A 23302-nucleotide genomic window follows, 5' to 3' on the forward strand; every position below is an offset into this window, starting at 1 on the left:
GTTACACCGCCAAGCCTAACGAAACGTCGCGGATCAGCTTCACATCATTGTAGGCGCTCGCCCGTTCTTCCTGCTGATGAAGGTGAAACGCGCGTTGCTCGCTGTGCGGTAGGCCCTGGTGCTCGGCGATGACCTGGAACAGCCAGATTTCTGGGGGCCATTGCAGCTCGCTTTGGTTCAGATAGTCCAGGGCGCTGATGGGGGCTTTCTCGGCGCGATCTACCACGTTGAGGTAGAAGGTTTCGACGTCATCCTTGAGGGCCTGCTGGCGGGCAGCGATGAGCGTGTCTTCGACGTGTTCCGCCGGGCGTGCCGCGGTGACCGACTGGGCGGCACGTGACGGCGTGGGCACATTTTGCAGCAGTGCGCTGAGGGTGGGCATGTCCTGGGCGCGGTCCAGCGCCACGGCCCCGGCGGCGGTGAGGGGGGCGGCGTGATTGAACAGCGCGGGCACCTCGCTGCGGCGGGCGTAGTTGCCGGGGGTAAAACCGGGGTGTTCGCGCAGGAAGGCAGCCATGCCGGAGACCAGGCGGCTGCGTGCCTGCATGCGGCGAAAACGTGCCATCAGCTCGATCAGGCGGTGCTGCACTTCACGCAGGCTGGTGTAGTGCTGGCTGAGCTGCTGCTGCAGCTGGCTGATCAACACCTTGCGCAGCGTGCCGTCGCTGCCCACCAGTTCGATTAACTCGTCAAAGTCGATCAGCGCCAGCCCGTCGAGCAGGCGGACGACCTGCTTCTGCGCACGGTCGTTTTCGCGCACCTTGTCGTTGAGCTGGCTGACAAAGCCAAAGTCGCTGTTGAGCCGCTGCCACAGGCTGTCGATGGCGTCGGCAAAGCGGCCGTTCATGTCATCCACCGCCTGGCGCAGGCGCAACAGTTGCTGCTCCTGCTGCCAGTAGTCGCCGCGGCTGCTGGAATCGCGATAGCTCTGGATCAGGCTGCGGATCAGCTCCAGCGCCTCGGCCACGTCGGCGTTGACGTGGCGCCGGGCTTCATCGGCCACCATCTCAGCGATCAGCTCGCGTACCTTGGGGGTCAACTTCAAACCGCCCTGCTCGTCAGGCCGCCAGACAATCCGCGCGCTTAATAGCTTGCGCAGCGCGGTGTGGCTCAGCCCTTCCAGGGGGACTTGGTCGTTGGTGTAGCCCTGCATCAGCGCCTCGGCGTGGCGGCCCAACAGGGCCAGGCGCTCTACCCCGGTAGTGATCAGGCGGCTTTCCAGCCCCGGCGTTTCCGCGTCGTTCACAGCAGCGCCTCCTGGGTATCCTCGCCCTCGTCGTCCACCGGCAGGTGCTCTTCGTCGCGAATAAAGCGCACTAGTTCGAGCAGGTAGTCGACCTTGCCAGTGACCAGGAATACCTGGCGGTCGCCGTGAGGCTGCAGCAGGTAGCCGTGCTCTCTTAACCGCTTGAACACCTGCTTGACCTGGGCGTCCAACTGGTCGCTCTGGGAACCGAAGAAGCTGTCGGTAGCCAGGCGTTCAATACGTTCGCGCAGGCTGGGGTTATCTTCGCTTTTGGCCTGTAGCTCGCCGGGTTTGAGCACATCGCCGGGGGACAGCACACTGTCGCGGCCCAGGGTTTCCTGCACCAGCTGTAGCCATTCCAGCAGCGGCAGCAGGCTGTTGACGGTGTCGCCCAACTGGCGGGCGAGCTGATCCCGCGCGCTGTCATCCAACTGACGCCAGGCGAGAAAATACACGCCTTCCTCCTGGCTGCTGGCCACGCGGCGGTTGAGCGGGCGCAGGTAGCTGTCGATGGCCTCGCGCGTGGCGTCATCCTGGAGGCGCTTGAAGGCACTTTCATCGCTCACCGCGCAGATAAACTCGCCCGCCAGCAGCCGCTCCAGCAGCGGGCCATGGGGTAGAAGACTCATATCGCTCATACCGGCACCTCCTCATGGCGGGCTTTGAGCCGTTCGGCCAGGCGACTTTGGCGGGGCTCGATGCGTTTCAACCGTCGTTTGGCGGGGTCGTCGGCGTCGCGGTCGATCAGGTAACGGTTGTGGAACAGCAGCAGCACGTCGGATTCAGGGTTGGGGAAGGCGCCGACAATATGAATCTGGTTGCTGTCGCAGGCGTCAAACAGCTTTTCGACGTTGTGGTAAGCCAGCGTGCCGATTTCGTCGATGGGCCAGTGGATGGCGATCTCGGCCCGGCCGCGCAGCAGGCGGGTAAAGGCCAGCAGGAACTTGCACAGAATCAGATACGCCATGCCGTGGCTGGACGATTCGAGCAGCTGGCGGTCGTTCTTGATGATCAGGTCGGTGCCGCCTTCGTTGAGGTGCAGCTCCAGGCGCAGCAGGCTTTCAAAGCTGTATTGCTGGTCGCTGCGCAGCAAATCGACCACGTCCGCCAGGGCGTTCAGGTAGTCGTCGCTGGGCAAGGTCTGCTCGGAGTCGCGCCACGCCTTGTAGCGCTGGGCGAACAGCTTGAGCGGCTCCCAGAAGCCGAGTTCGTCGATGGTCGACTGAATGCGCACCTCGGCCTTGCTGATGCCATCCAGGCGCAGGTCGTCGGCCACTTCATCCGAGAGGCGCTTGCTCTGGGCGCTGATGCGACGGTTGAGGTCGCGGAACACGGTGAAGAACTTGTCCAGGTCGTCGCTGAGGTTGCGCCCCTGCTGAATCAGCTGTTGCTGCTGGTCTTCCAGCAACTTGAGCATGCCGCCGAGCAGTGGCAGCAGCGCCCGCGGGTCGTCGGGGTCGGCAAGCTGGGCGCGCTCGTTTTCCAGCGCATCGACAAAGCTGGTGCTGGCCCCTTTGATCAGTTGGCTCTCCGCTTCCTGGCAGCCTTTGCGCAGCGTGTCGCGCTCCTGGGCCCGGCGCGAGAGTGCCTGGCGGGTGCGCGACAGCCGCTCGGCGACATCGCCTGGGGCCTCCTGCTGGGGCGTGGCGTCCGAGGTCAGCGTGAGTTCATCGAGCTGCTTGAGCAGCGGCTTGAGGTCGTTGAGCACCTCGTGGCTTTCGCGGCGCTTGGTTTCAAACGCGGCGACGTGCTGCTGGTGGGCCGCCTTGGTGGCTTTAAAGGCCTGCTGATGCGCCTCGCGCTTACGCTGGGCGGCGTCTATCTCACGGCTTAAACGTCCTTCCTGTTCGACCAGCTCTGGCTTGCGCTGCCCCCAGCTCACCCGCATAAAGCGTTTGTAGGCGTCCAGCTCGTCCTGACGGGCGGCGGTGCGGCGGATGTGTTCGTCCAATTGCTGCAGCCGGGTGCGGGTATCCCGCAGTTTTTCCGGGTCGACGCCCTGAGCCTTTAATTCCTCGTCGAACGCCTGCTCCAGCTCTTCGCATTGACGCTTGTGCTCAGCCTTCTGCTCGGTGAGCTGGGCCTTGTACTGCTGAACCTGTCGGTCGATGCTATCCAATTGGCTTTGCGCATCGGCTTTTAGCTCCAGCAGTTCGGCCTGATGGGCGGCGTTGAGCTTGTCCAGCGCGGTCTGGCGTTCGTCGCGCAGGGCTTGCTGCTGCGCTTGTTGCTCCTCTAGGGCGGCTTCGTGGTCGGCCTTGCGCTGGCGTTGCGCTTGGGCATGGCGCGCCTGGCACTGGCGGCGGGCCTCCTGGGCGTATTCGACTTCCTCATCGGCGCGCTTCACCGCCAACTGGGCTTGGCTTAGCGCTTCCTCGGCGGCCTGGACACGCTCGTTATGCCGCTTGAGCTGCTTTTCGCAGTTGCCGAGTTCGGCCTCGGCGCGCACCACAGCGTCGTCCGCCGCTTCAATGGCGGCCAGCAGGCTGGCTTCATCCTGGGCGTAGTCCGGCGGCTCAATCAGGTGGGTATCCAGCACCAGGCCGTAAAGGTCGTCGCTGGGTTGCTCCGTCAAGGTCGGCGAAAGATCCCGCCGCTCCAGCAGCTCGGGGGCAATCACCTTGCCCAGCCGCTGCTCCCATTCGGGCAGGTGGTAGCGCAGGAAATGCCGCAGCGAGCCTTGCGCGGGGTCGCGCTGGCGGTGCAACGCCTGGCTGGTTTGCTGGGCGCGGGTAAGCGTTCGGCGTGCATCCGCGTGGGCCTGTTCGGCGCTATCGCGTTCGCGCTTCAGGCTATCCAGCTCGCGGCGCTGGCTTTCCCGCTGGCTGCTGGCGGCGTTGTGGTCGCTTTGCGCCTGGTCGATCCGCGCCTGAACCAGGGTGGCTTCTTCGCTTTCCTCCGCCGTCGGGCCACTGTGGCTAAGCGCGGCTTTCAGCGCTGCCAGTCGTTCAACCCCCTGGTTGAGGCGTTCCTGAAAATCGGCTTCTGCCTCTTCACGCTGGGTCTGGTAGCGGGCGTCCAGGTGGCGCTGGGCCTCCCAGTTGGCTTCCTGATGCGCGGCTTTTTCTTCGTTGAGGGCATCGACCAGCCCCTGAATTTCTTCGCCCTGGCGGGCCAGCGCTTCGCCCAGCTCGCGCAGCCGCTCTTCCTTGCGGGCCTGACTTGCCTGCACGGCCTCTTGCAGTGCGGTCAGGTGGGTTTTTAGCTGCTCGAACTGCTCGCGTTGTTGGGGCAGCGCGTTGAGGTCGCGCTCAAGGGCGGGCATGTCCGCCGCCTCATAGGCTTCATACTGATCCTGCAGGTCGCTCAGGTCGCGCTGGGTTTGCTTGAGGCCGCTTTCCAGCTCGCTAAGTTGCTCATTCAGGTCATCACGGGCCGCCTCGTAGGCATTTTTCTCGGCGTCGAATGCCTCTTGCCGCGTGCCCATCTCGGCTTCGGCATCGGCCAGGGTGCGCTCGATGTGGTGGCGGTCGGCTTCCAGTTGCGGTTTCAGCTGCCAGAGTGCGGCTTCCACATCCGCCAACTCGCGGTCAACATCGTGCAGCTTGGCAAGCGAACGCTGCAGCGGTTCGAGACGCATGGACTGGCGCATCTGGTCAATCCACTCCCGCGCCTTGGCGCTGCGGATGCGCGTCACCGGCAGCTCGACGCCGTCCTCTTCGAAAATCGCCGCCAGCATGGTCTTGAGGGTGTCCATCTTGCCCTCTTTGGCGTGCACCGCCGAGACCAGCTTTTCGATATGGCGAATGCGATGCTCGGACTTGACCAGGCTGAACTGCGCGGCCATCTGGCGCAGCTTGAGGGCATCCTTGCGATTGCCGTGGGGCATGATGCCGGGCGTGGGGGTAAAGTCGTTCTGGATCACCGCGCGGTATTCAGAGGTGGCCGTGAGCTTGGATGAGAAAGAGATATTTTCGCGGCGTAAAACACCCAACCACTGGGCGTACTCCAGCGCCACGGCGCCGTCTTCCCCCTCCACCAGATAATCTTCTGGCCGGTAAGGCGCGGCGACGAAGCGATACTCCACCCCGCCTTCTGATTTGCGGGTCAGCACCACCTGGCAGATATTGCCCGCTTCGCGGCGGTATTCGTAGACCAGATAACTGTTGCGGTGGGGCAGGTAAAACGCATCGAACTTCATGCGCGTCTTGGGTACGACTTTATTGGGTAACTCGCCGTAAAACACCGGCACCAGGCGCTGAAGCGTGGTTTTACCCGAGGCGTTGGTACCGCAAATATTGGTGTGGCCGTCCACACTCAGTTCGACCACCCCTTCCAGGTGGCCGTGAATCATCACGATGCGTAGCAGGTGGGCCATGCCGTGTCCTTTCAATGACTATACGGATCGTTTGCTGATCGCTGAAAGTGGCTATAGTGCCAGACACAGACCAAGGTGGCATCCGTTGAGTCCACAACACCAAAATACCGCCTGTGCCTTGCCAAGGCTCTGCTCGACCAGCCATACGCCTAGGCATATTTTACTATGCTGATAATATGAGTAATTATTAATATTTGAGTCGCGCGAGTCTAGAACGACTGAAAAAAGACTGGTTAAATATAGCACCAAGTGCTATATATTAGAATGATCGCAAAGGCATAAGATGCGGGTATTTAAAAACAAAGTGTTCAGTAAGTGGGCAGCAAAGGTAGGACTGGATGATGCGGCCATGCTAGCCGCAGTTGCGGAAATGGAGCGCGGTCTGGTTGATGCCGACCTGGGTGGTCATGTAGTGAAAAAGCGCGTGGCGGTCGGTGGTCGAGGTAAGAGTGGCGGGGGCAGAACCCTGTTGGCTTACAGGGTCGGCAATAAGGCGTTCTTTGTTTATGGTTTTGCTAAAAATTCTCGCGCTAATATCAGCGCCGATGAACTGAAAGCGTTGAAACATTTAGCAAAAGAATTGCTGGGCTACGGTGAGAAAGCATTAGCCGAAGCCATTAAGCATGGCGCATTGATTGAGGTAAAAAACGATGGATAAATCAATCTTAGATATGGTGCATGAAACGGCTCAAGACCTGCACACTGCTGGTGTGATGAAAGAAACCACGCTCCGCGAGTTCGATGCGCTCTGTCTGCCGCCAGTAAAAGAGTACACAGCGATACAGATCAAGCGCATCCGCACCAAGAACCATGCCAGCCAGGGTGTGTTCGCGGCATATCTGAATACCAGTGTCTCCACGGTTCAGAAGTGGGAACAAGGCCAGAAGAAACCTAATGGCCCTTCGCTTAAGCTGCTGAACCTGGTGGCCGAAAAGGGGTTGGAAATACTGGCTTAATCGTTATTACTTTCTACTCTGCCCAGCAGCCCCTCGAAGAAACTCACCGCATTGGCTTCCAGTCCTTCCAGGTAGTAACCGCCTTCCTGCACCACCAGCGTGGGCAGGTTCAAGCCCGCTACTGTGCGGCCAAGCTGACCAAACCCCGCCGTGGAGACAGCGACTTTCGCCTGGGGGTCGCGCTCGTCGATATCAAAGCCCAGCGCCAGCACGATCGCGTCCGGCTCAAATAGGCGAATGGCCTGGCAGGCCTGTTCGAGACGGTCAAAAAACACCGACTCTTCTGACCCGTGGGGCATCGGCAGGTTGATGTTGTAACCCAGCCCCGCTCCCCGTCCGCGCTCGTCTTCGAAGCCAGTGACCGCCGGGTAGAAGTTGGTGGTATCGCCGTGGATCGAGATATACAGCACATCGTCGCGCTGGTAGAAAATTTCCTGAACACCCTGCCCATGGTGCATGTCGGGGTCCAGCACGACCACGCGGGGGTAGCGCGTGGTAAGGTGCTGCGCGGCAATCGCCGTATTATTGAGAAAGCAGAAGCCACCGGCGGAGTCGATGCCCGCATGGTGGCCCGGCGGGCGGGTTAACGCATAGGCAAAGCGCTCACCGGCCAGCAGCGTTTCGGCAGCGGCCACCGCGCTTTGCGCGGACCAATAGGCCGCTTGCCAAGTGTGCTTGCCCACCGGTGCGCTACCGTCTGCCAGGTAGCATGCGGCTTCCGCCAGTATGCCCCGCAGGGCGTTGGGCGAACGCACGAAGATGTTGGAGATAACTTCTTCGCCCCAGTCTTCCTCAAGCGCATGCCAGCGCTGGTAAGCACTTTCAAGAAAGCGTAGATAGGCCAGCGAATGCACCGCCCTCAGCGGCGCCACGCCGTAATCGGCGGGTGTCTGAAGCTCAAAGCCCAGCTGTTTCGCGGCCGCCTGCAAGTGCTGGGAACGCTCGGACACTTCCAACGGCGTGCGCATTTTCCCGCGGGAGAAGTAGGTTTGCGGCTGGTGAAGCATTTGGTCAGCGTGAAAGAACGTCTTCATCGGCAAACTCTCCGATTTCACTGATGGGGATAAGCGCTTAAGCCGGCGTTAACCAGTGGCGAAAATCATCCAGCTCGCCGCGTACTACCTGGCGATATAAGTGCTGTAATTGAGCCGTCACACTGTCTCGGCTGATCGGCTCATTGACAGGCGGTGCGCCTGCGCGCCCGCCAATGCGCCGCCCATCAAGCTCGCGCAGCGGCAGTATTTCGGCGGCGGTGCCGGTTAAGAACGCCTCATCGGCCGTGTACAGTTCGTCGCGGGTCATCCGCCGCTCGCGCACTTCGATACCCAGCACTTTTTGCGCTAGCTGAATCACGCTATCCCGGGTGATGCCTTGCAGGCAGGAGGTCACTTCTGGCGTGTGCAGCACACCATCGCGTAGCAAAAAGACATTCGCCGCCGAGGCCTCGGCTACATAGCCCTCCGGGTCGAGCATAATGGTTTCATCAAACCCGGCTTTAAGCGCCGTATTCAGCGCCAGTATGGAGTTGACGTAGTGGCCGTTGGTTTTCGCCCGGCAGAGGCTGATATTGACGTGGTGGCGCGCCCAGGAAGAGGTTAGCGCCCGCAAGCCGTGGGTCGCGGCCTGGGGCGAAATGTAGGGGCCTAGATCCCAGGCGGCGACCATTACCTGGGTGGTCAGCCCCTTGGCACGCAGCCCTAAACCTTCCGCACCGAAAAACACCGTGGGCTTCAGGTACGCGCTGTTCAGGTTGTTTTTGGCCAGACACTCACGCTGAACGTCGATCAGTTCCGCTTCGCTAAACGGCAGCGGCATATCCAGCGAATGAGCGCTTTCTGCCAAACGCCGGGTGTGCTCTGCCACGCGAAATAGATGCGTGCCGTTGGGCCCAGCGTAGGCCCGCACGCCCTCAAAACAGCCCATGCCGTAGTGCAGAGTATGGGTAAACAGGTGCACCTTGGCGTCGCGCCACTCTCGCCATTCGCCGTCCTGCCAAATCCAGCCGTCGCGATCATAAAGCGGTGTCATCGGTTTGTTTGCTCCCACTGTTGGCACCAGCTATCAATTAGCGTCTGCTGGTGCGGCTGCAGGGCCTGATAGCCCCAAGCAGCAATTTCATCGTTTTGCGGGTCGGGCACGGCAATCGTACTGCCCGCCAGGGTTTGGATCACCGCGTGGCCGCATAGCGGCGCGTAACCTTCCGAGTAACCCCCTTCGTGAACAAACACCAGCCTGCCTTCACTAAAGCGCTCAGCGAGGGCCGTCAGCTGGGCGGTCATATTGGCAAACGCCTGGCTATTGAGCAGCATTTTGCCTAATGGGTCTTTGGCACAGGCATCAAAACCACAAGCCACCACAATTAGCTCGGGATTAAAGGACTCCAGTGCGGGCAACACCAGCTTCTCCATGGCGTACGCATAGGCGCCCAGGCCACAGCCTGGCGGCAACGGCAGGTTGAGGTTGGCACCCACGCCGTCACCTTCGCCCTGCTCGTCAAAGCCGCCGGTATCCAGCGGGTAGTTGCCCGACTGATGGATTGAAACGGTAAACACATCAGGCTCGGCGTAAAACGCCGCCTGCTGGCCGTTGCCGTGGTGCACGTCCCAGTCGAGTATCGCCACGCGGTTAACCTGCCCCAAAGCGCGAGCGCGCATCACCGCCACGGGAATATTGCCCAACAGGCAGAACCCGCGGCCTTGATCGGCTTCGGCATGGTGGCCGGGCGGGCGACACAGGGCATAGGCGTTGCTGAGTTCACCCAGCGCCACGGCTTCGACGGCGGCGATGGCTAACCCGGCGGACTGAGTGGCCGCCGCCCAACTGCCGGGCATATAGGGCGCGCAGTCGCCGCCGTTGCCGCCTCGCGCTTTATCCCCTGCCTGCAGTTTGTCTAGGTAGCGCGGGGTGTGAAAGCGCAGCAGATCTTCTAGCGACGCGGCAGACGGCTTCACCACCTGAAGCTCATCGATCAGCCCGCTGACTTCGAGAATGTTCTTCAGCCGCCGCTTGCTTTCCGGGCTTTCCGAGGCGGCTTGGGGCTGCAAAAATTCACCGGGCGCAGAAAACACGCCAATCGCGCCCTGGTCGTGCCAAAAGCAGCGTTCGTGCCAGTAAAAGCCCGTACTCATGGCTTAGCCTGCTGAAAGCCCTGCATAAAGGCGGTCAGGTTGGCGCTTAGATGCTCGGTGGGGTAGCCACCTTCCTGAACAATTACCATGGGTTGCGAAAGCGCCGCCAGGCGTTTGCCTACCTCGACAAACGCCTCGGTTTCCACCCTGAGCCCTGCTAGCGGGTCATCTTTGTGGGCGTCTAAGCCCAGCGCCACCACCACGGCGTCCGGTTTAAAGCGGTGCAGATGGTCAATCAACATCGCCAGGGCATCGAGATACACCTCTCCGTCAGCACCCAACGGCAGGGGCAAATTGACATTGGCCTCCTCGCCTTCGCCGCTGCCGATCTCATCAGCACCGCCCCAAAAGAAGGGGTAGAAGTCACTGGGGTCGACGTGCAGCGATCCCGTCCAGACGTCACCACGATCATAGAAAATATCCTGGGTGCCGTTGCCGTGGTGCAGATCCACATCGATGATCGCGACTTTGGCAAAGCGCTCGCGCAGTACCGTGGCAGCCAGCGCTGAATTATTCAGCAGGCAAAAGCCTCCGGCGCGCTCAGGCCCGGCGTGGTGCCCCGGCGGGCGGCACAATGCATAGGCCGCCGGCTCGCCGTCAAGCACCGCTTCTGCGGCGGCCTCAGCGCTAGCCGCCGAGGCCAGCGCGCCTTGAAAGCTGGTGGCACTCAGTGGGCAGGCCATATCGTGCAGGTGCCACCCCGCCTGACCAATCGGATGACGCGGGTAGTGATGACCACCGCCGCAGGGGTGAATGTTGGGTGCCACAAACTCCGCTGCATCCGGCAGCGCCTGCCAACGCTCATAAATCGTTTCCAGAAAGCGTAAATAGCGCGGCGTGTGAATCTGTTCCAAGCGCTTGCGAAGCGTAGGCGAATCGGCCTCGGCAGGTGCGGTCAGCGTAAGCCCTGCGCTTGCCAAGCCTTGGGTAAGCAGCTCGGCGCGCACTGGGCCTTCCGGCGACGGTACGGGCTGGCCGCGCAACAGGAAGGTCGGCGGCGCGTGGTACGCCTGGTCGGGGTGGTAAAAGCATTTCATGATTGAGTTTTGGCAGCCCGTTAGAGTAATGAAGGAATCCAGGTGGAGAGCGCTGGGAACGCCGCTAGCAGCACAATCACCACTAAAAACGACACGTAAAACGGCAGCGAAGCCACAATCGCCCGTTCGTAAGGCACCTCGGCTATTCGCGCGGCGGTCATCAGCGTCATCCCCACCGGCGGTGTCACGTTGGAGATATTGAGCACCACAATCATCAAAATGGCGAAGTGCAGCGGATCAAAGCCCAACTGAATCATCGCGGGTACCAATACCGGGGCAATCACCACCAGGGCGGGCAGCACGTCCATCACCGTACCAATCACTATCAGTAGCAGGCAGACCAGCATCAATTGCACAAAGGCCGCGTCGCTAACGGTGGTGATCATGCTGGCTGCATCACGGGCAATGCCCGAACGGGTAACAAACCAGCCCAGCACCGCTGACGTTGCCAGCAAGAAAAACACCACGCCGGAAAAACGCACCGTGGTAACCAGGGAGTCCCATATTTTGCGCCAGGTCAGGTTACGGTAGAACACCACGCCAATCACGATGGCGTAAACCGCAGCAAAGCCGGAGGCCTCGGTGATCGTGGTTAATCCTGAGAGAATACCGCCGAGAATAATCAGCGGCACCACCATGGCGGGCAGCGCGACTAAAAATGCGAAAATCGCCGCTTTAAAGGGTGTCGGCGCCGCCTTAGGATAGTTACGTTTCCAGGCCAGAAAGAAGCTAACGCCCAGCAGCGCCAGCGCCATTATTAAACCGGGGATAATCCCGCCCGCGAACAGGTCAATCACCGAAATATCCCGCAGCAGCGTGGCGTAAACCACCATCACGACGCTGGGGGGAATAATCGGCCCAATGATCGATGAACAGGCGGTGACCGCGGCCGCATACTCGGCGTGGTAGCCCTGCTTTTTCATCTCGGGGATCATGATTTTGCCGATGGCGACGGTGTCGGTCACTGCGGCACCGGTCAGCCCGGCAAAAAACACCGAGACCGAGATATTCACGTGGGAAAGCGACCCGCGCACCCGGCCAAACAGTGCATTGTTAAACGCGATCAGCTTATGGGTCAGCCCGCCCTGGTTCATCAGCTCAGCGGTGAAAATAAAATAGGGTACGGCGATCAGCAAAAAGCCCGAAACGCCGGAGAACATTCGGTCGGCGATGATCCCCAGCATACGCTCGCCGCCCATGGCAAAACCGCCCGCCAAGCCCGACATGGCCATCACCACGGCCACCGGCGCACCAATAAAAAGCAACAGAACAAATACCACAATCGCAGGTGTCATGAGCGGCGCTCCCCATCGGTGGTATCAATGAGCTCACCAATCGCGTCTTGCTCATCAATAAAATGCTCAAGCAGTGCAAAACCATGAACCAAGTGCAGCAGCATCATGACGCCGCTGATGGGCACGACGATGGCGGTAAACTTGCTGGGAATGCTGATTTGTGCGGAGACCAAATAGACCTGGGTCGCGGTGCTGAAGTAGTTCCAGCCGTACCAGGTCAGCATTAGCGCAAACAGACCAATCACCGCCAGACAGAGCCCGGCAGCCACATACACCATGACCCTGGGCAAGCTGCGTACCAGCAGCGTCATGGCCACGTGTTCGCCGTAGCGCAGCGAAATGGTCATGGAGAGAAAGCCGATCCACGGTAAAAACAGCCGCGCCAGCGAATAGGTCCAACTTAGCGTGCTGCCGGTCACCAGCTTGTAAATAAACGCGGTAAATGAGATGCCGAGCATCGTCAGGACACAGCCCACACAAATTACGATGGCCACCTGATTGACGCTATCGCTCAGGCGGCGCAACGGTTGCAATATACCCATAAGCAAACCTCATCACTACACCTCACAGGCCGGGGCGAGCCATGTCGCCCCGACGCTGATTAGCAGCTAGCCCTGATGTAACTAACCAAGCTGTTATTGGCCATATATGCGGTAGTCGTCTTCTGCCAACTGCTCGCCGACGCTTTCGACTTCGTCAAGCAGCCCCTGTACGCGAGCTTCGTCCATGCCAAAGTCATCGACGATCCACTCTTGCCAGGCGGGACGGGCAATCTCTGCCATGCGCTCACGCTCGGCATCGGGCATCAGGTAGCATTCTTCAAAGCGTTCGCAGGACTCCACCCAACTGGTGGTGGCCAGAGCACCGGACATGCCGTGGCTCATCTGAATCGCTTCCCGCGCAGACGTAATCAGCACCTGCTGCTGGTCTTCGGGTAACGATTGGTACCACGTTTCGCTGACCACCCAAGGGGCGCTGTTATACACATGCCCGGTGAGGGTGGTGTAGTCGGTCACCGCGTCAAAGTTAAAGGTGGTGTTGAGTACCGGCGCATTGAACTGACCATCGGCCAGGCCGGTTTCCAGCGCGGTGATCAGCTCGCCCCAGGGCAGCGGCGTCGCGGAAGCGCCCAGTGATTGCATGATGGCCACGTGGGCAGGGTTTTCCTCGGTGCGAATGTTGAGCCCTTCCAGATCCTCGACGGTCTCGATCAGGCGCACGTTATTGGTAAACGCCACAAAGCCGCCACCGTCGTCGAAGGTGCCCAGATAGCGCATATCGGCGTCTTCGATGGTGCCGGACATGAAGTCAGCGAACCACTCGCTGTCGAAGAAGGTCCACGCCTGGCGCCAGTTGGTAAACAGGAAGGGGGCGGTAACCACCTGGTAGTCCTCGTAGAACGACGACATCGCCCCCGCCGACATGATCGTCGACTGCAGCGTACGCCCGCCCTGCACCTCCGAGCCGTTCTCTACCTCGGAACCTAACTGGCCGCCGCCGAAGATGGAGACTTCCAGCTCCCCGTCGGTGCGCGCTTCCACCAGATTCTTGAAGTGCACCAGCGCCGGATAAATGGCGTTGTTGCTCATATCCTCGGGCAACTGCGTGGCAATCACCATTTCGTTGGATTGCGCTTGGGCATTGGCACTCGCAATGGCTAGCGGAAGTGCCGCCAGAGCGGCGATAAGTAAGGATTGGTTAGCGTTCATAACACACCTCGTTTTGGTTATTGGTCGGTCTTCGTTATGAGTGGCGTTGCCACCTATTTGGGGTCAATATCGTTTTTGTGCTGGTTATTCGGGTAGCGACTCCCATACCTCAATGGCAGCGGCTAAATCTTCCAACGAAGCGCCTACCGATTTGAATAGCGTGATGGCCTCCGGTGAAGAGCGTCCCAATTGAGTACTGTTTAGTACCTCGGCAAGCTCCGCCTGGATCTGGTCAAAGTCGAACTCATCCTCCTCAATGGCTTGCAAAATGTCGCCCGCTTCCCCCTTGGCGCCGGCGTAGGTATCGACAAACACTTCCGCACGACGCAGGCACAGCGCATCGGTTTCACGCATTTGCGGACGAAACGCGCCAATCAAATCCAGATGCGTGCCGGGAGTGAGCCACTCGCCCTTAATCAGCGGCTGGGTGGAGAGCGTCACGCAGCTGATGATGTCAGCTTCAGCCACGGCATCGGCTAGTTCTTCCACCACCTGCGTCTCGAAGCGCTCGGCGTAGTCGTCGGCAATTGCTGCCGCTTTGCTGGGGTTACGCCCCCAAATCAGCACCCGCTTGATAGGCCGCACACTGGCGTGGGCTTCAATCACCATGGGGGCCAGCTTGCCGGTGCCCACCACCAGCAGCGTTTCTGCCGCCTCGTTCGCCAACGCTTGGGCGGCCAGTGCAGAAGCGGCCGCCGTGCGACGCCGGGTTAGCTCGCTGCCGTCGATACACGCCAGCGGCTGGCCGTGCTTGCCTTCGCTGAGCAGATAGAGCCCCGAGATGGCAGGAACACCATGGTCAGCATTTTGCGGAAATACGTTGACCATTTTGACGCCGATATACCCCGCCGTTTCCCAGGCGGGCATTAGCAGCATAGTGGCCTCGCCATCCGGACGATGCATGGCATGGTGATGGCGTGGAGGGGACTCAACGCCGTTGACAAAGGTAGTGTGTAGTCGCTTGATCAAACCGTCCCAGCTAAGCGTCTGAGCGACCTCTTCGGCAGATACAACCCGCATATCAGGCCTCCGGCAGCGCGGCAATGACCATGATTTCAACCTTCCACTCGGGCTTGGCGAGCTTGGCCTCTACCGCGGCGCGCACCGGTGGACGACCCGGCACGACCCAGGCATCCCAGGCGGCGTTCATCTGATCGAACTCCGCCATGCTGGTCACCCAGATTTGCGCTGAGATCAGGTGCTCTTTGCTGGTTCCTGCCTGGGTCAGCAGTTGATCGATGCGTGCCAGCACCTGCTCAGTTTGGCCGCGCATCTCCGCGGTGGCATCAGTCGGTACTTGGCCAGCGAGGTAGACGGTGCCGTTGTGAACCGCGACTTGGCTCATCCGCGCATTGCTGTCTTGATGGGTAACGCTCATTGGGTCTCTCCTTGAAAGGGTCTCTTCAAAGAGTAGAACGCTCAGCAAAAATTACTTGCCCGACACTGCGGCAGATTTGCCCGTAAGTCATGCAGGCAGACAGAACCTAGCGGTCGCAGGTGGGACTAACGGTCTGAAGAAGGGGAAAGCTCAAAATAGCGCCGATAGGCGCGGGAAAAACTGCCTTGATCGCGAAAGCCCACCAGCATGGCGATATGCCCCAGGCTGAGCGCGCTGTGGCGCACTAAGGTTCGCGCATGCTCTAAGCGCCTGCGCTGCACATACGCCAGCGGCGTCACGCCGGTCAGTTCCCGAAAGCAGCTATGAAAATGCCCTGGGCTTAATGCACATAGAGCCGCTAGCTGTTCCACACGAATCTCATCCGCCAGGTGCTGATCCAACCAAGCATCCAAGCGGGCAAGGTCGAGGCGTTCACTGATGCAATGTTGGCCCAGTTGGGTGACCGTGGCCGGGGTGGCATCGTGCAGATACATGGTCAGCGCGCGTAGCAGCAGAATAGCGATTTCATTCTGTAGCGCGGGGCACTGCTCAAGCTGGTTGGCCAGGGCGTGGGTGAGCTGGTTTAACGCAGGGGGAACGCTGAAAAAGCGCGGCTTATCGAAAAGACGCTCAATCTCGTCACCTTTTTCAAGCGTTGCCAACTGGGCGACAGGGATGTCGAGCACCAAGGTGCGGTTGCTGCCGTCGCCCTGAAACTCGTGATGCCGCGAGGAGGGAATCAGGCAGCCGCGACGCGCGGTCACCCTTTCCCCTTGCCCTTCCATCGAAAGCTCCGTCACGCCACAGGTGGCCAGAATAAGCTGATGAAAATCGTGGGTATGGGCCACCTGCTCTTGGGCTAAATTGCGATTATGCAGCTCAAAAAGTGCCATAACGAGATACCGTCTTACGTCGAAGACTATCTAATCACTATAAAACGGCTAGACAACAAAAAGCGAGGGAACAGCCAACTGTGCGCTAACGCTCTCTGCGTGAGGGGCGCGATGTAAGCGCTGGCTGTCATCCACCAGTCATGGACTCAGGTTAGCGTGGCAGCAAGCTGCCCAAAGAGTCCAAACACAATGCCACAGCGCCGACGCCCCCCTCTCAGTGACCAGGAAGTCGCACCACTCGTAAAATTGGCTAACGGCAATGCCTTGACGCTGCAGCGCGAAGCTGACCGCGAGGCACGAATGACCTCGGCTTTGGCGCTTTTCCACTCGACGGCGTCAACCCACGAGATTCAGCCGCAAAGCATGAAAATACTCATGGTTTCGGATGTCTACTTTCCCCGCGTTAACGGCGTGTCTACCTCCATCGCTGGCTTTCGCGGTGCCCTTGAACGCATGGGCCACTCGGTCACGCTGATTTGCCCTGGTTACCCCGTGGGCCAGGTGGACGAACCGGGCGTGATACGCATTCGTTCGCGCCAAGTGCCCGGCGACCCGGAAGACCGGATGGTTTACTACCGGGATCTGCTCGCCCTGGCACCGAAGCTTGCCGACGAGGCCTTTGACCTTATTCATATCCACACGCCCTTTACCGCCCACTATGCCGGTATTGCGCTGGGGCGTCGGCTCGGCCTTCCGCTAGTGGCTACCTACCACACACTTTTCGAAGAGTACCTGCATCACTATATTCGCTGGTTACCGCAGCGCTGGCTGCGCCTTGCCGCGCGTCGGCTTTCGGTGCATCAGTGTCAGCAGGTTGATGCTCTCGTGGCTCCCTCGCGGGCAATGCAGGAAACACTGACCCGCTATGGAGTGACCACTCACACCCAGGTGATTCCCACCGGCCTGGGGCTGGACACGTTTTGCCACCCTCAAGGAGATAGCGACTTCCGCGCCTATTACCACTTGCCACAGGAGGCGCGACTGCTGCTCTACGTGGGGCGCGCCGCCTTTGAGAAAAACATCGACTTTCTGATCGATATGCTGCCCAAGGTGCTGACCGAACACCCGACCACCCGGCTAATCATCACTGGCGAAGGCCCTGCTCACGACTCGCTTGTGCGACGCGCCCAGGACGTTGGCGTGGCGGACGCTGTGCTGTTTCTCGGCTATCTCGATCGCAGCGGCCCACTGCAGGCGGCCTACCGCGCCGCCGACGTCTTTGTATTTGCGTCACGCACGGAAACCCAGGGTCTGGTTTTGTTGGAAGCCATGGCACTGGGCACACCAGTGGTATCCACGGCGATGATGGGCACACTTGATGTGCTGAAAGAAGGGGAAGGCTGTCTTATCGCCGAGGAGAATCTTGACGACTTCTCCGCCAAGGTCAAACGGCTATTAAGTGATGACGCTCTGCGCCGGCAACTCGCCGAGCGCGCCCTGACCTACGCCGCCAGCTGGCACGAAGACGCCAAGAGCGCAGAACTTGTCGCTCTTTATCGCCAACTCACAGCCGATTACCAAGCAAAAGCGAGTAAGTAAGCGCTAACACTCGATTGACACTATGTTGGTACCTTTGCGAAAGGGTCACGGACTAAAAAAGCCCCACCAGCAATGCCAGTAGGGCTTTATTGCGCGTTGCATCTCGACAACAGCTGAGCGATTAGGCGCAAGGCGCTGCGCCCTAGGCCGTGATTTAGCTATTGAATACCAGCTTGCCCTCTTCTGCGCTGACGCGAATGATGCTGCCAGGGGCAAACTTGCCAGCGAGCAGGTCTTGGGCCAGCGGGTTTTCAATCCGGCTTTGGATCGCCCGCTTGAGCGGCCGTGCGCCAAAGACCGGATCAAAGCCCACCACGGCCAGCTGCGCCATGGCGTCGTCACTAACCTCAAGCCCCAAGTCGTGCTCGGCTAAGCGCGCTTTCAAGCGCTCCAGCTGAATCGCGGCGATGGCCTGAATTTGCTCTTGGCCGAGGGCGTGGAACACCACCACCTCGTCGATACGGTTAATCAGCTCCGGACGGAAGTGGTTGCCCACGACTTCCATCACGGCACTTTTCATGCCTTCGTAGTCGCTGTCGTCGCCGCCCATGCGCTGAATAATGTCCGAGCCCATGTTCGAAGTCATGACAATCACGGTGTTACGAAAGTCCACCGTGCGGCCTTGCCCGTCGGTTAAGCGACCATCTTCAAGCACTTGCAAGAGGATATTGAACACATCCGAATGGGCTTTTTCCACCTCGTCCAAAAGCAGCACGGAGTATGGTTTGCGCCGCACCGCTTCGGTCAGGTAGCCGCCCTCTTCGTAACCCACGTAACCGGGAGGCGCCCCGATCAAGCGCGCCACGGAGTGCTTCTCCATGAACTCCGACATATCGATGCGCACCATCGACTCTTCGGTATCGAACAAAAAGTTCGCCAGCGACTTACACAGCTCGGTTTTGCCGACCCCGGTCGGGCCGAGGAATAAAAACGAGCCGTTGGGGCGGTTCGGGTCGGCAAGCCCCGCGCGCGAACGACGCACGGCATTCGCCACGGCTTCGACCGCTTCTTCCTGGCCGATCACCCGTTCGTGCAGCGCTTCTTCCATACGCAGAAGCTTGTCTCGCTCGCCTTCCAGCATTTTCGCCACCGGAATGCCGGTCCAACGCGAGACCACCTCGGCGATTTCCTCTTCGGTGACGTTGGAACGCAGCAACTGATGGCTTGCGGTATCGGCGGCCTCGCCCTCATTGCTCTCGGCGATTTTCTTCTCAATTTCGGGTATCTTGCCGTACTGAATCTCCGACATGCGCCCGAGATCGCCCTGGCGACGCGCTTGTTCAAGGTCAATGCGCGCTTGCTCAAGCTCGGCCTTGAACTGCGCGGCGCCCTGGATGCTGGCTTTCTCCGCTTTCCAGATTTCATCCAGGTCAGCGTATTCGCGATCCAGCTCGTGGATCTGATTATTCAGCGCTTCCAACCGCTTTCTCGACGCGTCGTCGGTCTCTTTCTTCAGCGCCTCACGCTCCATCTTGAGCTGAATCAGGCGGCGGTCGAGCTTATCCATTTCCTCCGGCTTGGAGTCGAGCTCCATGCGGATACGCGAGGCCGCCTCGTCGATCAGGTCAATCGCCTTGTCGGGCAGCTGGCGGTCGGTGATATAGCGTGTGGAGAGCTTAGCCGCAGCAATGATCGCCGAGTCGGTGATATCCACGCCGTGGTGGACTTCGTAGCGCTCTTTCAGCCCGCGCAGAATCGCTACGGTATCTTCTTCGGTGGGCTCGTCCACCAACACTTTCTGGAAACGCCGTTCAAGCGCCGCGTCTTTTTCGATGTACTTGCGGTACTCGTCCAGCGTGGTCGCCCCGACGCAGTGCAGCTCGCCGCGCGCCAGCGCCGGCTTGAGCATATTGCCTGCGTCCATGGAGCCTTCGGCTTTGCCCGCGCCGACCATGGTGTGCAGCTCGTCGATAAACAGAATCACGCGGCCCTCTTCCTGAGAGAGCTCTTTCAACACCGCTTTGAGGCGCTCTTCGAACTCGCCACGGAACTTGGCTCCCGCCAGCAGCGCGCCCATATCCAACGACAATACACGCTTATCCTTGAGCCCCTCCGGCACCTCGCCGTCGACAATGCGCTGGGCCAAGCCTTCGACAATGGCGGTCTTACCCACGCCCGGCTCGCCAATCAATACCGGGTTGTTTTTCGTCCGGCGCTGCAGCACCTGAATGGTGCGGCGGATCTCGTCATCGCGGCCGATCACCGGGTCGATCTTACCGCTGGCGGCGCGTTCATTAAGATCCAGGGTGTACTTATTGAGCGCCTCGCGTTGATCTTCAGCGTTGGGGTCGTCGACCTTCTCGCCGCCGCGCACGCCTTCAATGGTGGTTTCCAGTGCCTTACGCGTGATACCGGCGCCTTTAAAAACCTTGGCGACTTGGCCCATTTCGAGGGCTGCCAGCAGCACAAGCTCTGAGGCGATGAACTGGTCACCGCGCTTTTGCGCTTCGCGGTCGGTCAGGTTGAAGAGCTTGAGCAAATCTCTTGAGGGCTGCACTTCACCATCGAACTGGCTGACTTTGGGCAAGTCGTCTAGCTGTTGGTTAAGACCATCGCGCAGCCGCGCGCTATCGCCGCCGGCTTTTTGCACCAGCGCTTTGATGCCGGTATCTTGATTGTCGAATAGCGAAAGCAGCAGGTGAACGGGTTCTAGCTGGTTGTGCCCATGGCCAACGGCCAGCGACTGCGCATCGGCAATCGCATTTTGCAGCTTGGCGGTAAACTTATCGAATCGCATAAAAATCTCCTCCGGGATGACGGCGCGTTTGGACGCACCGTTTCGACCCTTGACGGTACTTCTTGGCTGTACTTGCAGCTGTCATTAATGCTGCACTTGACAGAAAAGATGGTGCCAGTTCTAGGTACTTTCAAGAGGAGACCTTAAAGAAGGGAGCGCTACTTGAGCCAGATCACGCTGGCCATGCGCCCGGTGCGGCCATTGTCACGACGATAAGAATAAAAGCGCGATTCACAAGCCGTGCAAAAGTGGCCACCGCTGACATGATGGATGCCCAGCGCTTCAAGCCGCAGCCGCGCCAGGCGATACAAATCGGCCATTTGGTGCCCTAACCGGTAGGGGCTGTGATCGAATGCTTCTTCCGCTCCGGGATTCACGGCAATAAAGGCGTCGTACACTTCCGGCCCCACCTCGAACTGGGCGTTAGAGATGGCTGGCCCCAGCCACACCAGCACATCGTCCGGCGGCGTGTTGAGCGCGGCCACGGTCGCTTCTAACACACCGCCCGCTAACCCGCGCCAACCTGCATGGGCAACCGCCACACGGGTGCCAGCGCGGTCGCAAAACAACACCGGCAAGCAGTCAGCGGTCAGCACCACGCAAGCGTAGTCGCGGGTCTTGGCAAGCGCCGCATCCGCGTCGGGCGAGGATTTCTGGAAATGTTGCTGCACCCGCGCCCCATGGGTTTGGTTAAGCCACATCAGAGGACGCTCGTCGCTTAACTCTTTTTGCAACTGACGCCGACACAGGTCAACGTGGTCTGAGTTATCACCGACATTATGCGCCAAGTTAAAGGCAGCAAAATCGCCCTGACTGGGGCCGGTCTCACGCGTGGTGACGAAAGCCCCTACGTTAGGCGGCGCCGCCCAATCGGGCGTAATTAACGTAGGTCGAAGGTCAATAGCGTCGCTCATGACAGCTCCTTAAGGCGCTTTAGCGCATGGTCGCGTGATCTTCGCGCAGGTAATCCAGCAACATTAGCAGATCATCCGGCAGCGGCGCGCGGAAGGTCATGGTCTGTTCGGTGTGCGGGTGAACAAAGGAGAGCTTGCGCGCGTGCAGCGCCTGACGCGGGAATTCGCGCAGGATCTCTTTTAGCGGCTCGGCAGCCCCCGGCGGCAGTTTTGGCCGCCCGCCGTAGATCGGGTCGCCAATCAGCGGGTAGCGCGCATGCGCCATATGGACGCGGATCTGGTGAGTACGCCCGGTTTCTAGCTTGCAGCGCACGTGCGTGTGGGCACGAAAGCGCTCCACCACACGAAAGTGCGTCACCGCCGGTTTACCCGAGGCATTCACGGCTTGGCGCTTGCGGTCTTTCGGGTGGCGGCCAATCGGCGCATCAACGGTGCCGCCCGCCACCGGGGTGCCAATCACCACGGCGTCATACTGCCGCGACACCGTGCGCGCTTGCAGCTGCTCGACCAGCGCGGTTTGCGCCGGCAGCGTTTTCGCCACCATCATCAGCCCGGTGGTGTCTTTGTCCAGGCGGTGAACGATACCGGCTCGCGGCAGCTGGGCGATTTCGGGGTGGTAGTGCAACAGTGCGTTGAGCAGCGTGCCATCGGGATTGCCCGCCGCCGGGTGAACGACCATGCCAGCAGGCTTATTGATCACCATCACGGCGTCATCTTCAAACACCACGTCCAGTGCAATCGCCTGCGGCTCAAAGCGCCCCTCTTCTTCCAGCGTGGCGCATAGGTCTAACGTTTCATCGCCGTGAAGCTTGGTTTTGGGCTTAACACGGGCTCCATCGACGGTGAGGTCGCCAGCGTTGATCCACGCTTTCAAACGCTCACGCGAATAGTCGCTGAACAGCTCAGCCGCCGCTTGGTCTAAACGCGCGCCGGCAAGGGTTGCCGGTACCCGCTGCGTGGCTTCAACAGTGCGGGGCATAAAGGTTCCTTTAACGCACCTCAGTTTTACGCAACGTTTTTAACGACGTTTTTAACAACAATGGCTTTACGCCTGCGTTTTGCGCTGAGGTGATTTATAGTGGGCCATCAACGACTCATTCTAACATGGCCGCTATCGCTTTTCGGCGATTGGCTGGATTGTCACGAGGATCACCATGCGCGTTTTTTCTGCTGCGACCCGTTTTGGCGCACTTGCCTTAAGCTTGGCCCTATTGGCCGGCTGTGCCAGTAACGGCTCAACCGACTCCTTTGACGAGGGTAAATACGCTGATGTCGCAGAACGGGAGCTGTATGAGAGCGCCCGCGCTGCGCTAGACAGCAGCCTTTACTCGACCGCCATTGAGCGCCTGGAAGCGCTCGATACCCGCTTCCCCTTTGGCGTTCACGCCGAACAGGCACAGCTCGAACTGATTTACGCTTACTACGAAAACAACAACTGGGAAGAAGCCCGAGCAGCGGCGAGCCGCTTTATTCGCTTGCACCCCGATCACCCGCAGGTGGATTACGCCTACTACCTGCGCGGTCTCGCTGCTTGGCAGGCGGGTCGTTTTAGCCTTGAGCGCCTGCGTTTAATCGATATTTCCAAACGCGATTTGGGCGCCACCCGCGATGCTTACAACGATTTCCGCGAGCTCATCCAGCGCTATCCCAGTAGCGAATATGCCGCCGATGCCCAGCAACGTATTATCTACTTGCGCGAAATTCTCGCCCGCCACGAGCTGCACGTCGCTGATTACTACCTGCGCCGCGGGGCCTTTGTCGCGGCGGTGGAGCGCGGCCGCTGGGTGATTGAGAACTACCCTGAGTCCAACGCCTCCCACGATGCCCTCGCTACCATGGTAGAAGGCTATATGGGCCTTGGGATGGAAGACCGAGTGCAGGAGGTACTGGCGGTATTGCGTGAAAATGCCCCCAACCACGAACAGCTGGACGGCAGCGAGTTTCAACCCAAACACCTTTAGAAAGCCACATTCCTGTACAACCAGGTCATTACTTAACACCACGCTTCAGCGTGGTGTTTTTTATCATGTCAAAAAAACAGCCAACCTTTTGATAAAGCTTAATTTCAACTGCATCCATAATAAGCACAGAGAAAAATAAAACGCCTCAATAGTTGTACAAACCATATACCCGAGTTAGAGTTTGGGGACAC

The 23302-nt window shown here is 59.7% G+C and carries 20 protein-coding genes; 4 read left to right on the forward strand and 16 right to left on the reverse strand.

Annotated elements, in window-relative coordinates:
* Position 1: 1 nt before the first annotated feature.
* From HZS81_RS06625 to HZS81_RS06635, 3 genes are read right to left on the reverse strand one after another with little or no spacing between them, the layout of a single operon-like run.
* Complete coding sequence (locus HZS81_RS06625) at positions 2–1246, reverse strand: DUF445 domain-containing protein (protein ID WP_179929773.1); 1245 nt, start codon at positions 1244–1246, stop codon at positions 2–4.
* Entirely contained in the window at positions 1243–1884 is a 642-nt protein-coding gene (locus HZS81_RS06630; protein WP_241697400.1) for a condensin complex protein MksE, read from the reverse strand. Before HZS81_RS06630 ends, HZS81_RS06625 begins: the two co-directional genes overlap by 4 nt.
* A complete protein-coding gene (locus HZS81_RS06635) occupies positions 1881–5564 on the reverse strand; it encodes an ATP-binding protein (RefSeq protein ID WP_179929774.1) in 3684 nt (1227 codons plus the stop codon). The genes HZS81_RS06630 and HZS81_RS06635 overlap by 4 nt, the downstream gene beginning before the upstream one ends.
* A gap of 283 nt (positions 5565–5847) precedes the next feature.
* Here HZS81_RS06635 and HZS81_RS06640 point away from each other — a divergent pair, with 283 nt between their 5' ends.
* Both HZS81_RS06640 and HZS81_RS06645 read left to right on the forward strand, forming a co-directional pair.
* Complete coding sequence (locus HZS81_RS06640; RefSeq protein ID WP_179929775.1) at positions 5848–6222, forward strand: type II toxin-antitoxin system RelE/ParE family toxin; 375 nt, start codon at positions 5848–5850, stop codon at positions 6220–6222.
* Positions 6215–6520, forward strand: a complete 306-nt coding sequence (locus HZS81_RS06645) for a helix-turn-helix domain-containing protein (RefSeq protein WP_179929776.1) — start codon at positions 6215–6217, stop codon at positions 6518–6520. The genes HZS81_RS06640 and HZS81_RS06645 overlap by 8 nt, the downstream gene beginning before the upstream one ends.
* Here the strand turns inward: HZS81_RS06645 and HZS81_RS06650 are convergent.
* The 10 genes from HZS81_RS06650 to HZS81_RS06695 all read right to left on the reverse strand — a co-directional run bounded on the left by HZS81_RS06650 (position 6517) and on the right by HZS81_RS06695 (position 15960).
* Positions 6517–7554: a histone deacetylase family protein gene (locus HZS81_RS06650; protein WP_179929777.1), complete on the reverse strand. Its 1038-nt coding sequence runs from the start codon at positions 7552–7554 to the stop codon at positions 6517–6519. The two genes, HZS81_RS06645 and HZS81_RS06650, sit on opposite strands and share 4 nt — an antisense overlap.
* A gap of 37 nt (positions 7555–7591) precedes the next feature.
* On the reverse strand, positions 7592–8548 hold the full coding sequence (locus tag HZS81_RS06655) for a branched-chain amino acid transaminase (protein WP_179929778.1): 957 nt from the start codon (positions 8546–8548) through the stop codon (positions 7592–7594).
* Entirely contained in the window at positions 8545–9648 is a 1104-nt protein-coding gene (locus HZS81_RS06660; protein ID WP_179929779.1) for a class II histone deacetylase, read from the reverse strand. The genes HZS81_RS06655 and HZS81_RS06660 overlap by 4 nt, the downstream gene beginning before the upstream one ends.
* Positions 9645–10685 carry a histone deacetylase family protein gene (locus HZS81_RS06665; protein ID WP_179929780.1) on the reverse strand — a complete coding sequence of 347 codons (1041 nt, stop codon included), beginning with the start codon at positions 10683–10685 and terminating at the stop codon, positions 9645–9647. The genes HZS81_RS06660 and HZS81_RS06665 overlap by 4 nt, the downstream gene beginning before the upstream one ends.
* Positions 10686–10705: 20 nt before the next feature.
* Positions 10706–11980 (reverse strand): TRAP transporter large permease, encoded by a 1275-nt coding sequence (locus HZS81_RS06670; protein WP_179929781.1) that lies wholly within the window; start codon positions 11978–11980, stop codon positions 10706–10708.
* A complete protein-coding gene (locus HZS81_RS06675) occupies positions 11977–12522 on the reverse strand; it encodes a TRAP transporter small permease (RefSeq protein ID WP_089704113.1) in 546 nt (181 codons plus the stop codon). The genes HZS81_RS06670 and HZS81_RS06675 overlap by 4 nt, the downstream gene beginning before the upstream one ends.
* 93 nt (positions 12523–12615) lie before the next feature.
* Entirely contained in the window at positions 12616–13689 is a 1074-nt protein-coding gene (gene dctP / locus HZS81_RS06680) for a TRAP transporter substrate-binding protein DctP (RefSeq protein WP_179929782.1), read from the reverse strand.
* 84 nt (positions 13690–13773) lie between these two features.
* Positions 13774–14709 carry a bifunctional Delta(1)-pyrroline-2-carboxylate/Delta(1)-piperideine-2-carboxylate reductase gene (gene lhpI / locus HZS81_RS06685; protein ID WP_179929783.1) on the reverse strand — a complete coding sequence of 312 codons (936 nt, stop codon included), beginning with the start codon at positions 14707–14709 and terminating at the stop codon, positions 13774–13776.
* A 1-nt stretch (position 14710) separates the two neighbouring features.
* On the reverse strand, positions 14711–15067 hold the full coding sequence (locus HZS81_RS06690; RefSeq protein WP_179929784.1) for a RidA family protein: 357 nt from the start codon (positions 15065–15067) through the stop codon (positions 14711–14713).
* Between the two features lie 125 nt (positions 15068–15192).
* Positions 15193–15960 carry a helix-turn-helix transcriptional regulator gene (locus HZS81_RS06695; protein WP_179929785.1) on the reverse strand — a complete coding sequence of 256 codons (768 nt, stop codon included), beginning with the start codon at positions 15958–15960 and terminating at the stop codon, positions 15193–15195.
* Positions 15961–16149: 189 nt separating this feature from the next.
* Here HZS81_RS06695 and HZS81_RS06700 point away from each other — a divergent pair, with 189 nt between their 5' ends.
* Positions 16150–17499, forward strand: a complete 1350-nt coding sequence (locus HZS81_RS06700) for a glycosyltransferase (protein ID WP_179929786.1) — start codon at positions 16150–16152, stop codon at positions 17497–17499.
* 154 nt (positions 17500–17653) lie between these two features.
* On the opposite strand, the gene clpB is transcribed toward HZS81_RS06700, so the two are convergent.
* From clpB to rluD, 3 genes are all read right to left on the reverse strand, one after another.
* Positions 17654–20236, reverse strand: coding sequence for an ATP-dependent chaperone ClpB (gene clpB / locus HZS81_RS06705; protein ID WP_179929787.1), 2583 nt, complete (start codon positions 20234–20236; stop codon positions 17654–17656).
* A gap of 158 nt (positions 20237–20394) precedes the next feature.
* Positions 20395–21150, reverse strand: coding sequence for a peptidoglycan editing factor PgeF (gene pgeF, locus HZS81_RS06710; RefSeq protein WP_179929788.1), 756 nt, complete (start codon positions 21148–21150; stop codon positions 20395–20397).
* A gap of 19 nt (positions 21151–21169) precedes the next feature.
* On the reverse strand, positions 21170–22129 hold the full coding sequence (rluD, locus tag HZS81_RS06715) for a 23S rRNA pseudouridine(1911/1915/1917) synthase RluD (protein ID WP_179929789.1): 960 nt from the start codon (positions 22127–22129) through the stop codon (positions 21170–21172).
* Between the two features lie 175 nt (positions 22130–22304).
* Between rluD and HZS81_RS06720 the strand changes: the two genes are divergently transcribed.
* Positions 22305–23111 carry an outer membrane protein assembly factor BamD gene (locus HZS81_RS06720; protein WP_179929790.1) on the forward strand — a complete coding sequence of 269 codons (807 nt, stop codon included), beginning with the start codon at positions 22305–22307 and terminating at the stop codon, positions 23109–23111.
* Positions 23112–23302 lie beyond the last annotated feature (191 nt).

The organism is Vreelandella salicampi (genome assembly GCF_013415105.1).
GTDB classification, from domain to species: domain Bacteria; phylum Pseudomonadota; class Gammaproteobacteria; order Pseudomonadales; family Halomonadaceae; genus Vreelandella; species Vreelandella salicampi.

Excerpts from the sequence above, each read along its gene's own strand:
- rluD (WP_179929789.1), bottom strand. The coding sequence starts at position 22,129 with ATGCCCCGCACTGTTGAAGCCACGCAGCGGGTACCGGCAACCCTTGCC.
- HZS81_RS06630 (WP_241697400.1), bottom strand. The coding sequence starts at position 1,884 with ATGAGCGATATGAGTCTTCTACCCCATGGCCCGCTGCTGGAGCGGCTG.
- HZS81_RS06645 (WP_179929776.1), top strand. The coding sequence starts at position 6,215 with ATGGATAAATCAATCTTAGATATGGTGCATGAAACGGCTCAAGACCTG.
- HZS81_RS06660 (WP_179929779.1), bottom strand. The coding sequence starts at position 9,648 with ATGAGTACGGGCTTTTACTGGCACGAACGCTGCTTTTGGCACGACCAG.
- dctP (WP_179929782.1), bottom strand. The coding sequence starts at position 13,689 with ATGAACGCTAACCAATCCTTACTTATCGCCGCTCTGGCGGCACTTCCG.
- HZS81_RS06675 (WP_089704113.1), bottom strand. The coding sequence starts at position 12,522 with ATGGGTATATTGCAACCGTTGCGCCGCCTGAGCGATAGCGTCAATCAG.
- HZS81_RS06690 (WP_179929784.1), bottom strand. The coding sequence starts at position 15,067 with ATGAGCGTTACCCATCAAGACAGCAATGCGCGGATGAGCCAAGTCGCG.
- lhpI (WP_179929783.1), bottom strand. The coding sequence starts at position 14,709 with ATGCGGGTTGTATCTGCCGAAGAGGTCGCTCAGACGCTTAGCTGGGAC.
- HZS81_RS06695 (WP_179929785.1), bottom strand. The coding sequence starts at position 15,960 with ATGGCACTTTTTGAGCTGCATAATCGCAATTTAGCCCAAGAGCAGGTG.
- HZS81_RS06665 (WP_179929780.1), bottom strand. The coding sequence starts at position 10,685 with ATGAAATGCTTTTACCACCCCGACCAGGCGTACCACGCGCCGCCGACC.
- HZS81_RS06650 (WP_179929777.1), bottom strand. The coding sequence starts at position 7,554 with ATGAAGACGTTCTTTCACGCTGACCAAATGCTTCACCAGCCGCAAACC.
- HZS81_RS06670 (WP_179929781.1), bottom strand. The coding sequence starts at position 11,980 with ATGACACCTGCGATTGTGGTATTTGTTCTGTTGCTTTTTATTGGTGCG.
- HZS81_RS06655 (WP_179929778.1), bottom strand. The coding sequence starts at position 8,548 with ATGACACCGCTTTATGATCGCGACGGCTGGATTTGGCAGGACGGCGAA.
- HZS81_RS06640 (WP_179929775.1), top strand. The coding sequence starts at position 5,848 with ATGCGGGTATTTAAAAACAAAGTGTTCAGTAAGTGGGCAGCAAAGGTA.
- HZS81_RS06700 (WP_179929786.1), top strand. The coding sequence starts at position 16,150 with ATGCCACAGCGCCGACGCCCCCCTCTCAGTGACCAGGAAGTCGCACCA.
- HZS81_RS06635 (WP_179929774.1), bottom strand. The coding sequence starts at position 5,564 with ATGGCCCACCTGCTACGCATCGTGATGATTCACGGCCACCTGGAAGGG.
- HZS81_RS06720 (WP_179929790.1), top strand. The coding sequence starts at position 22,305 with ATGCGCGTTTTTTCTGCTGCGACCCGTTTTGGCGCACTTGCCTTAAGC.
- pgeF (WP_179929788.1), bottom strand. The coding sequence starts at position 21,150 with ATGAGCGACGCTATTGACCTTCGACCTACGTTAATTACGCCCGATTGG.
- clpB (WP_179929787.1), bottom strand. The coding sequence starts at position 20,236 with ATGCGATTCGATAAGTTTACCGCCAAGCTGCAAAATGCGATTGCCGAT.